This is a genomic window from Streptomyces sp. NPDC058683, assembly GCF_042716195.1.
Classification (GTDB): domain Bacteria; phylum Actinomycetota; class Actinomycetes; order Streptomycetales; family Streptomycetaceae; genus Streptomyces.
Window position 1 is genome coordinate 1 of sequence record NZ_JBHXSK010000108.1, and the last position, 12,583, is coordinate 12,583.

General features: G+C 70.1%; 1 protein-coding gene. It reads right to left on the reverse strand.

Going from position 1 to position 12,583, the window contains the following annotated elements; genetic code table 11:
- Positions 1-12,583, reverse strand: a 12,583-nt coding sequence (locus ACFWXC_RS52565; RefSeq protein WP_384491396.1) for an amino acid adenylation domain-containing protein, incomplete at its 3' end; no start/stop codon positions are given.

The window sequence follows — 12,583 nt, forward strand, 5'->3', positions numbered from 1 at the left end:
CATGCGTCACCCCCTCACGACCCAGAAACTCCCCCAACCCCACACCCAACCGCACCTCCTCCGGCACCACCACCAACACCGCCCCCGTCAACAACGCCATCGACCACTCCCACCCGAACGTGTCAAAACTCGGCGACGCAAACTGCCCCACCCGACACCCCGGCCCCACACCCAACAACCCCCGATGACCCGCTACCAAACCCCCAAACCCCCCATGCGACACCACCACACCCTTCGGCACCCCCGTCGACCCCGACGTGTAGATGACATACGCCGCGTTACCGGGACCGCCCGAACGAGAGCCCCTCCACTTCGCCGCTCCCGCCACAGCCGGATCGTCCACACACACCACGGGCACACCAACCCCCGACGGAGCCTCAGGCGCCAGAGCCCCGGACGTCACCACACACACCGGTCCCGCATCCGCCAGCATGAATTCCACCCGCTCAGCGGGATACGACGGATCCAGCGGCAGATAGGCACCGCCCGCCTTCAACACCGCCAGCAACGCCACGACCAGTTCCACCGACCGCTCCAGCATCACCCCCACCACCGACTCCAGCCCCACCCCACGCTCCACCAACACCCCCGCCAGCCGCGACGCACGATCATCCAACTCCCCGTACGTCACCTCCTCATCCCCACACACCACCGCCAACGCACCCGGATCACGCGCCACCTGCTCCGCAAACACATCCGGCACCCACACCCCCGCCACCGACCCCGAGTCATTCCACTCCGACACCATCCGCCGACACAACTCCTCCGACAACACCCCCAACCCACCCAACGCCACCCCAGACCCCACCCCACCCAACGCAGCCACCAACCCCTCCACCGCAGCCTCCAACAGACCACACACCACCCCCGCATCCCCCGGATCCACCACATCCACCGTCACCCCGAACCCAACCCCCACATCATCAACCGCCACAGCCAACGGATAGTTCGTACGCTCCTGAGCCAGGAACATGCGCATCCCCTGGCCGCCGACCGGCCTGCCGGTGTCATTGGCGCGCCCACCGTGGCGGTAGTTGAACAGGGCGGTGAACAGCGGAGCCGGCGCGGGTACACCGCTGGCCTGCTGCGCCAACACCAGCGGCGCGTGCTCGTGCACCAGGAGCCCGGCCAGTTGGGACTGCATCACCCGCACGGCCTCAACAGCGTCATGAGCCCCGACATCCAGCCGCACCGGCAAGGTGTTCATGAACGGACCCGCAACCCGCTCCGCACCCCGCCCACCAGTCATCCGACCCAACAGCACCGTCCCGAACACCACGTCCGAGCGCCCGGACAGACCCGCCACCACCCTCGCCCACGCCACATGGAACAACGTCGCCGGACTCACCCCCAACTCACGCGCCCGCACCCGCACCCCCTCCGCCAACCCCTCCCCCAACATCAACCGCGCCTGCCGCAAACCAGAACCATCACCACGCGCATCAGCCAGACCAAACGGCAACGTCGGCTCCGTGACATCGCCCAGCAAACCCGCGAAATACTCCTCATGCTCCTCACGAGACACTCCGAGCCGCGCCTGAGCGACGAAATCACGGAACGGCAGCGGCGCCGGCAACTCGTCGTCGTGGCCCGTCATGAACGCGGCGACCTCAGACATCACCACGTCCAGCGCCGTGTGGTCCTGGAGCAAGTGATGCACCTGTACCAACGCCAACCACCGCCCGCTCTCCGGCTCCTGCGCCACATGCACGCGCAGCAACGGCGCCTGGCGCAGGTCCAGCCACGAACCCGCCACAGCGAGCAGCTCGGCCGCCGGGTCCTCGCTCTCCGGCAGGACCACTTCGGTGACCGGCACGACCACGTGACGCCGTACCACCTGCACCGGCTCGGGCAAGCCCTCCCACACCAGCGCGGTGCGGTAGATGTCGTGCCGGTCCACGACCTGTTGCAACGCCGACAGGAAGTCGTCCAGGCGCCGGCGGCCGTCGAAGGCCAGCGTCATCGGTGCCAGGTACACATCCGCGGCACCGGGACCGGCCAGCAGGTGGTGGAAGAAGATGCCCTCCTGCAACGGAGCCAGCGGATACACGTCCGCCACGTTCGCCGCGCCGCCCTCGACCGACGCACACACCAACTCGACCTGCGCGGCCGTCAGATCCACCAGCGGCAGCATCTCCGGCGTGATGTGCCGCGCACCAGCCGGAATACCGTTCGGCGGCACCTCGACCACACCGCCGCCGTCACCGGCCGCGGCCACCCCGGCCGGCGTCGGCGACTCGAACAACGCCCGCACCGACACGCTCAGTCCGCGCTCACGCAACCGCTGCACCAATGACACCGCCAGCAGCGAATGACCACCCAACTCGAAGAAGTTGCCCTCCGCCCCCACCCGCTCCAGGTTCAGAACCTCGGCGAACACCTCACACACGATCTCTTCCGACACCGTGGCAGGCCCGCGCCCACCACCAGCCACCGCAGACTCGGGAGCCGGAAGCGCCGCCCGGTCCACCTTCCCGTTCACCGACAACGGCAACGCATCCAGCACCACCACCGCCGACGGCACCATGTACTCCGGCACCCGCTCAGCGGCGAACGCCCGGACCCCCGCGGTCAGATCACCGGCACTCCCGCTCTCCTCCACCGGCACCACATAGGCGACCAACCGCCTGTCACCAGGCACATCCTCACGAGCGACGACCACCGCCTGAGCCACCCCCGGGTGAGCGGTCACCGCCGCCTCGACCTCACCCGGCTCAACACGGAAGCCACGGATCTTCACCTGATCATCCGTCCGCCCGACGAACACCAGCTGACCGTCGGCAGTCCACCGGACCAGGTCCCCGGTCCGGTACATCCGCTCACCCGGCGCCCCGAACGGACACGCCACGAACCGCTCCGCCGTCAAGGCCGGCTGAGCCTGGTAGCCACGGGCCAGCCCAGCCCCTGCCACGTACAGTTCCCCGGCCACTCCCGGCGGTACCGGCCGCAGCCAACGGTCCAGCACATAGACGTGCATGTTCGCCACCGGCCTGCCGACCGGCGGGGCTGTCACGGGATCGCGCTCCACGGACGTGGTGGTGACCATGACCGTCGCCTCGGTCGGCCCGTACGTGTTCACCAGGTCCAGGCGGTCGGCCCACACCCGTGCCAGGTCGCCGGTGAGCAACTCGCCGCCCACCAGGACGCGTTCCAGGCTCCGCACCGCGTCGGGATCCATGACGGCCAGCAGAGAGGGGACCACGCTCGCCACCGTCACGTCCGCCCTGTTCAGCGTCGCCGCCAGCAGCGCGGGATCGCCGCGCTCCGCCGTGGTCGCCACCACCAGCCGGCCGCCCGACGCCAGCGTCACCGCCAGGTCCAGCACCGAGCCGTCGAAGCCGAACGACGCGAACTGGAGCATCCCCGTTCCCGGTCCGACTGCGGTCACCGGGCCCAAGGCCGCGACCAGATGGACGACGGCCGCGTGTGAGACCACCACGCCCTTCGGCCGTCCGGTGGACCCCGAGGTGTACATCACGTACGCCGCCGCACCGGGCTGTCCCGCCACCGGCTCCCTGGCCGCTTCCGTCGCCTCCCCGAGCTCGTCCATCCGCAGTACCGGTACGGAGATGCCCACAGGGAGTGTCTCCGTCGGACCGCTGCCGATCACCACACACGCCGGTCCCGCGTCCGCCAGCATCGCCGCCGCCCGCTCGGCCGGGAGCGCGGGATCGACGAACAGGTACGCGGCCCCCGCCTGCCACACCCCGACCACCGCCGCGACCACGTCCGCCGACCGCGGCATCACCACGGCCACCATCGACTCGGGACCCACCCCCAGGTCCGTCAATGTCTCCGCCAGGCGTGTCGCGCGCTCGTTCACCTCCGCGTACGTCAGCTGCTCATCCCCACAGACGACCGCCACCGCACCCGGATCCTCATCCAACCGCTGCGCGAACAGCACCGGCCAGGTCGCCTCAGCCACCGGCACCGCCGTGTCGTTCCAGCCCGCCACCACCTGATGCCGCTCGGCGTCCGACAGCACCGGCACCTGGCTCACCCGCACGTCGGCATCGGCGGCCACCGCTTCCAGTACTCTCACCAGGCGGCCGGTGAGCGACGCGACCGTCTCCGCGTCGAACAGGTCCGCGGCCCCGGTCACCGACCCCCGCAATCCCAGCGGGCGGCCGAGCCCGTCGACCACCTCACCGACCGCCACGTCCAGATCGAACTTCGCCGGCGCAGGGCCGGCGGGCATCGGCGCCACCTGGAGGCCGGCCATCTCGAGGGCCGTCCGGTCAAGGTTCTGCACGGTGAGCATGACCTGGAAGAGCGGGTGCCGGGACATCGACCGGTCCGGAGCCAGCAGTTCCACCAACCGCTCGAACGGCACATCCTGATGCTCCAGAGCCGCCAAGCCGGTCTCCCGCACCCCCTCCAGCAGACCGGCGAAGGTCGGGTCACCTGACACATCGGTGCGCAGCACCAGGGTGTTGACGAAGAAGCCGACGAGGTCGTCCAGCGCCTGGTCGGTCCGCCCTGCCACCGCCGTGCCGACCGGGATGTCCTCCCCCGCGCCCAGCCGCGACAACAGCACCGCCAAGGCGGCCTGAACCACCATGAACAACGTGACGCCCTGCTCACGCGCCAACGCGGCCAACCGTGCGTGCACCTCGGCGGTCACCTCCAGCGCCACCGCATGGCCCTGGTGCGTCGCCGCCAGCGGACGCGGCCGGTCCACCGGCAGCTCCAGCTCCTGCGGAATCCCCGCGAGCGACTTCCGCCAGTACGTCACCTGCCGGGCCAGGAGGCTCTCCTGGTCTCCTTCGCCGCCGAGCAGGCCGTGCTGCCAGAGGGTGTAGTCGACGTACTGGACCGGCAACGGCTCCCACCCCGGCGTACGTCCCTCGGACCGGGCCGCGTAGGCGACGGACAGGTCACGGGCCAACGGTCCCATCGACCAGCCGTCCCCCGCGATGTGATGAACGACCACCACCAGCACATGCTCGTCCGGACCGGCCTCGATCAGCAGGGCTCGGAACGGGATCTCCACCGCCAGGTCGAACCCGTGCCCCGTCTCGGCCGCCACCAGGTCCGCCACCTCGTCCTCGGTGCCGGAGGCGGCAGTCCGCAGGGTGTCCCCCAGTCCGTCCATGCCCAGCACACGCTGGAACGGCTCTCCGTCCGGAGCGGGGAATGTGGTGCGCAACACCTCGTGCCGCGCCAGCACATCAGCCAGCGCCACTCGCAGTGCTCCGGTGTCCAGCTGTCCGGTCAGCCGGAGCACGACGGGCATGTTGTACGTCGGGTTGGAACCTTCCAGTTGCGCCAGGAACCACAGCCGTCGCTGCGCGAACGACAACGGCACCCGCTCGGGACGCTCCGCCTGCCGTACCAGACCGACCCGCGCCGACCCCGCACCACCGACCCGCGCCGCCAGGCCCGCCGGCGTCGGCGACTCGAACAACGCACGCACACTCAACTCGACACCGAACAACAACCGCACACGCGACACCAAACGCATCGCCAGCAGGGAGTGACCGCCCAGCTCGAAGAAGCTGTCCTCCACACCCACCCGCTCCACACCAAGCACATCGGCGAACGCCCCGCACATGAGTTCCTCAACCACGCTCGCGGGCGCACCAGCACGATCGGTCCCCGCATACTCGGGCGCCGGAAGCGCGGCCCGGTCCACCTTCCCGTTCACCGACAACGGCAGCACATCCAGCATGACCACCGCGGACGGGACCATGTACTCCGGCAACCGCAGCCCCACAAAGCCACGCAGGTCCGCAGCAGCAACATCCGCGTCCTCGGGCACCACATACGCGACCAGCCGCTTGTCACCGGGCGTGTCCTCGCGAACAACGACGACCGCCTGAGCCACCCCCGGATGAGCCGCCAGAGCTGCCTCGACCTCGGCGGGCTCGATCCGGAACCCGCGGATCTTCACCTGGTCATCCGTCCGGCCCACGAACACCAACTGCCCATCAGCCGTCCAACGGGCAAGATCCCCCGTCCGGTACATCCGCTCACCCGGACCCCCGAACGGACACGCCACAAACCGCTCCGCCGTCAACCCCGACTGAGCCCAGTAACCACGGGCCAGCCCAGCCCCGGCCACATACAACTCCCCCGCCACCCCCGGCGGGACAGGCGACAGGCCTCCATCGAGGAGATAGACACGGGTGTTGTCCATCGGCCGGCCGATCGGCAACACCGCCGCCGCCCCGGCATCCACCACAGCATGCTGGGTGGCACACAACGTGATCTCCGTCGGCCCGTACAGATGCCGCACCACCACACCCGGACACGCCTCCACCACCCTCGCCACCGACAACGCCGGCACCACATCCCCACCCGTCAACACCTCAACCAACCCCGCGAAGCACCCCGGATCCTCATCCGCCAGCACCCGCAACAACCCCGCCGTCACATGCACACGACTCAACCCATACGCAGCAACCAACGACCGGATCGCCCCGCCGTCCAGCTCACCCGACGGAGCCAGCACCACCGAACCACCACGACCCAACGTCACCCACAGCTCAAACACCGACGCATCAAACGCATACGGCGCAAACCCCAACACCCGCCCCGGCTCACCCCAACGCCCATCCACCGTCAGCGCCACAACATCCCGCTGAGTGACCACCACCCCCTTCGGCGCACCCGTCGACCCCGACGTGTACATCACATACGCCGCACCATCAGACCGCGAACGCTCCCCCACCACCGCCGGATCCACCGCCGCCATCTCCGCCACCACAGCCGGGTCGTCCACACACACCACCGCAACCGCAGCCTCCGACGGCAGCACCCCCGCCACCCCACCAGCCGTCACCACACACACCGGAGCCGCATCCCCCAGCATGAACCCGACCCGGTCCACCGGATACGACGGATCAACCGGCAGATACGCAGCCCCCGCCTTCCACACCGCCAACAACGCCACCACCAGATCAACCGACCGCTCCAACACCACCCCCACCACCGACTCCAACCCCACCCCACGCGCCACCAACACCCCCGCAAGACGCGACGCACGATCGTCCAACTCCCCGTACGTCACCTCCTCCCCGCCACACACCACCGCCACCGCACCCGGCGCAGCCGCTACCCTCTCCGCGAACAACACCGGCCACGACACATCCCCCACCACCACACCCGTGTCATTCCAACCCACCACCACCCGATCCCGCTCAACCTCCGACAGCACCTCGACCCGCCCCACCCGCGCATGAGGATTCGCCGCCACGGCCGACAGCACTCGCGCGTACCGCTGGGCGAACGTCTCCACGCTGACCAGGTCGAACAAGTCCGCCGACCCGGTCACCGAGCCGCGCAGCCCCAGCGGCCGGCCGTCGCCGTCGGAGACCTCGCTCAACGTCACGTCGAGATCGAACTTGGCCGCTCCCGGACCGGCGGGCATCGGCGCCGCCGCGAGGCCGGGGAGTTCCAGATGGGCTCGTCCGAGATTCTGAACGGTGAGCATGACCTGGAAGAGCGGGTGGCGGGACATCGACCGGTCCGGGGCCAGGATCTCGACCAGTCGCTCGAACGGCACGTCCTGGTGGTCGAGCGCTGTCAGGCTGGTCTCCCGCACCCGCTCCAGCACGTCGGCGAAGGTCGGGTCGCCGGTCAGATCAGTGCGCAGGACCAGCGTGTTGACGAAGAAGCCGACCAGGTCGTCCAGCGCCTCGTCGGTCCGCCCGGCCACCGCCGCACCGACCGGGATGTCCTCCCCCGCGCCCAGCCGCGACAACAGCACCGCCAACGCGGCCTGAACCACCATGAACAGCGTCACGCCCTGCTCACGGGCCAACGCGGTGAGCTGGGCATGCACATCGGCGGGTATGTCGAGGGCCATAGTGTGCCCTCGGTGCGACGCCACCGCCGGACGTGGCCGGTCCACCGGCAGGGCGAGTTCCTGCGGCGCGCCCGCCAACGCCTCCCGCCAGTACGCCACCTGGGCGGCCAGCACGCTCTCCGGGTCGCCCTCGTCACCGAGCAACTCCCGCTGCCACAGCGCGTAGTCCGCGTACTGGACCGGCAACGGCTCCCAGGCCGGTACCCGCCCCTCACACCGCGCCGCGTACGCGAGGGAGACATCACGGGCCAGCGGCCCCATCGACCAGCCGTCCCCCGCGATGTGGTGCATCACCACCACCAGGACATGTGTATCCGGGGCCGTCTCGACCAGCAGCGCCCGTAGCGGAATCTCCTCCGCCAGGTCGAAGCCGTATCCTGTCTCGGCCGCCACCAGCCCCGCCACCTGCTCCTCGACAGCGTGGGCGACCCGCAGCACCTCGCCCACCTCGGCAGGCGTCAGCACCCGCTGGAACGGCTCCCCGTCCACCACCGGGAACACCGTGCGCAACACCTCGTGCCGAGCAGTCACGTCCGACAGCGCCAACCCCAGCGCGTCGGCATCCACCTGCCCCGACAGCCGCAGCACCAGCGGCATGTTGTACGTCGGGCTCGGCCCCTCCAACTGCGCCAGGAACCACAACCGCTGCTGGGCGAACGACAACGGCACCTGAGCAGGTCGCTCTTCCCGCCGGGCCAGGCCTGCCCGGGCAGGACCCGCACCGCCGATCCGCGCCGCCAAGCCCGCCGGCGTCGGCGACTCGAACAGCGCCCGCACGCCGACCTCGATGCCGAACAGCGAGCGCACCCGCGACACCAGCCGGGCAGCCAGCAGTGAGTGGCCGCCCGCGTCGAAGAAGTTCTGCTCGGCTCCCACGCGATCGACACCGAGCACGTCGGCGAACGCCCCGCACATGAGTTCCTCTGCCACTGTGGCAGGACCTCGCCCACCACCGGAACCCGCGTACTCCGGGGCCGGCAGCGCGGCCCGGTCCACCTTGCCGTTCACGGTCAGCGGCAGCCGCTCCAGGATCGTGACGGCGGCGGGCACCATGTACTCCGGCAGCCGCTCGCCCGCGAAGGTGCGCAGTTCACCGGGCAGGTCGTCGACTTCGGTACCCCCGTCCGGCACGACGTACGCCACCAGGCGCATGGTGCCGGGGGTGTCCTCGCGGGCCATGACAGTGACCTGAGCGACCAGGGGGCAGGCGGCGAGGACAGCCTCGATCTCGCCCGGCTCGATCCGGAATCCGCGGATCTTCACCTGGTCGTCCACCCGCCCGGCGAAGGTGAGCTGACCGTCGGTGGTCCGGCGTCCCAGGTCCCCCGTCCGGTACATCCGCTCGCCCGGTGTGCCGAACGGGCATGCCACGAACCGCTCAGCCGTGAGGGCGGACCGGCCGTGGTAGCCACGTGCCAGCTGTGCGCCGGCCACGTACACCTCTCCCACCACACCTGGCGGGACCGGTGACAGGGAAGCGTCGAGGACGTACACCCGGGTGTTGGCCAGTGGCCGGCCGATCGGCGGGAGACCGGGCCGTGCCGGATCCACCGGGGTGGTGGTGACCATGACCGTGGCCTCGGTCGGACCGTAGGTGTTGACCAGCTCACGACCGTTCGACCACGCGCGGGCCAGCTCACCGGTGAGCAGTTCCCCGCCCACCAGCACTCGCCTCAGGCCGCTCAGGGCGCCGGCGTCCAGGGCGGACAGCAATGACGGGACCACACTGGCCACGGTCACCCTCGACCCGTTGATCAGCTCCGTCAGCAGTCCGGGGTCGGCGCGCTCCGTCGCGGTCGCCATCACCAGTCGTGCGCCCGCGGCCAGCGCGACCGCCATGTCCAGCACCGAACCGTCGAAGCCGAACGACGCGAACTGCAACATGCCCGTGCCCGGCCGGGCTCCGACCACCGGGCCCAGGCCCACCGCCAGGTTCACCACGCTGCGCTGGCTCACCACCACCGCTTTCGGCGATCCCGAGGATCCGGACGTGTACATCACATACGCGGCGTTCGACCCTGTCGCCTTCTGCGGGGTCACCGGTCGCATGATGTCCGTGTCCCCGCGGCCGGTCGCCCGGAGATCCTCCAGGCGCACCACCGGCACAGCCGGCTGCCCAGGCGGCCCATCCGTCGGTGCAGTGCCGGTCACCACGCACACCGCCGCGGCGTCCGTGAGCATGAAGGTCACCCGCTCGGCCGGCAGGCCCGGCTCGGCGAACAGGTACGCGCCTCCGGCCTTCCACACGCCGAGCACGGACACCACCACGTCCACCGAGCGCTCCATCATCAGCGCCACCACGGATTCGGGGCCCACCCCCAGCCCGGTCAGGACCTCCGCCAGCCCAGACGCCCGCTCGTCCAGCTCCGCGTACGTCAGTTCCTCGGTCCCGCACACCACCGCCACGGCGGCGGGATCAGCGGCCACTCGCTCCGCGAACAGTGCCGGCCAGGTGACATCGGCGACGGGCAGTGCCGTGTCGTTCCAGCCCGCCACCATCAGCTCATGGCTGGACGGGGAGAGAGTCCTCAGGTCACCCAGGGGGGTGCCGGGCGCGTCCTCCAGGGCCGCGACGAGTTCCTCGATCACGGTGTGCAGCGCCGCCAACACCGTTCCCGGCTCTCCCGGTGCCAGCGCTTCGACGGTCAGCCGGAAGTCCGAGCCGTTGTCGTCGACCGCCACGGCGAGCGGGTAGTTGGTGCGCTCCTGGACGAACAGCACGCCGATGTCCGGGGTCCGGCCGTCGTGCGGACGAGAGGTGTTGCCCGGCCGGCGGTTGTGACGGTAGTTGAAGAGCGACGTGAACAGCGGGGCCGGTGCGGGGACGCCGCTGGCCTGCTGGGCGAGGGTCAGGGGCGCGTGTTCGTGTACCAGGAGGCCGGCCAGCTGGGACTGCATGGCGGTGACCGCGCCGACCGTGTCCAGGCCGCCGACGTCCACCCGTACCGGCAGGGTGTTCATGAAGGGCCCCGGGGTGCGGTCCGCGCCCGCACCCGCGTTCATGCGGCCGAGCAGTACCGTCCCGAAGACCACGTCCGTGCGGCCGGACAGACTCGCCAGTACCCGCGCCCACGCGACATGGAACAGTGTCGCCGGGCTCACCCCCAGTCGACGCGCCTGCTCTCGCACCCGCTGTGCCACGGTGTCGTCGACCATCACGTGCTCCTGCTCCGCGCCGGAACCGTCACCACGGGCGTCGGCCAGGCCGAACGGCAGTGTGGGCTCCGTGACGTCGCCGAGCAGACCGGTGAAGTACTCCTCGTGCTCCTGACGGGAGACGCCGAGCCGGGCCTGGGCGACGAAGTCACGGAACGGCAGCGGCGCCGGCAGTTCCTCGCCGCGACCGGCCATGAAGGCCGCGACCTCACCCATGACCACGTCCAGTGCCGTGTGGTCCTGGAGCAGATGATGCACCTGCACCAGCGCAAGCCACCGGCCGCTGTCCGGCTCCTGCGCCACATGCACCCGCAACAACGGCGCCTGACGCACGTCCATCCACGAACCCGCCGCAGCCAACAGCTCAGCCGCCGGATCCCCACCCTCGGACAACACCACCTCAGTCACCGGAACCACCGCACGACGCAACACCACCTGCACCGGTTCCGGCAGCCCCTCCCACACCAGCGCGGTGCGGTAGATGTCGTGCCGGTCCACCACCCGCTGCAACGCCGAAAGGAGGCTGTCCACCCGCCGGCGGGTGCCGAGGGCCATGGCGAAGGAGAAGAGATAGGGGTCCGCGTCGCCGGAGGCGGCGAGCAGGTGGTGGAAGAAGATGCCTTCCTGCAGCGGGGCCAGCGGATACATGTCCGCGACGTTCTGCGCGCCGCCCTCCACCGCCGCGCAGACCGAGTCCACCTGCGCCGCGGTCAGGTCCAGCAACGGCAGCATCTCGGGAGTGATGTGCCGCGCTCCGGCCGGGATGCCGTTCGGTGGCGCCTCGGTCACCGGAGCGCCACTCGACGCAGCCACCCCTGCCGGGGTGGGGGTGGAGAACAATGTCCGCACCGAAACGCCCAGTCCCTGCTCGCGCAGCCGCTGTACCAGCGAGACGGCCAGCAGGGAGTGACCGCCGAGTTCGAAGAAGTTGTCGTCCGCGCCGACCCGTTCCAGGCCAAGGACCTCGGCGAACGCCTGGCACACGATCTCCTCGGCCACCGTCTCCGGACCCCGCGCACCATCACCGCCCTGGTACCCGGGCGCCGGCAACGCGGCCCGGTCCACCTTCCCGCTCACCGACAACGGCAACGCGTCCAGCACCACCACCACCGATGGAACCATGTACTCCGGCAACCGCCCGCCCACGTGGACCCGCAGTTCCGCAGCCAGAGAAACACCGTCATGGCCGGCAGCCACCACATAGGCGACCAGCCGCTTGTCACCGGGAACGTCCTCACGCACGACCACAACTGCCTGATCGACATCAGGGTGGTCGGTCAACACACTCTCGATCTCGGCGGGTTCGATCCGATACCCCCGGACCTTCACCTGCTCGTCCGCACGGCCCACGAACACCAACTGGCCCTCGGCCGTCCACCGGACCAGATCCCCCGTCCGGTACATCCGCTCACCCACACCCCCGAACGGACACGCCACAAAACGCTCCGCCGTCAACCCCCCACGACCCCGATACCCCCGCGCCAACTGATCCCCCGCCACATACAACTCACCCACCACACCCGGCGCCACCAACCCCAACCCACCATCCAGAACAAACAACCGCACCCCAGGAACCGCACGACCCACCGGCACCACCTCACCCACCACACCACCCAC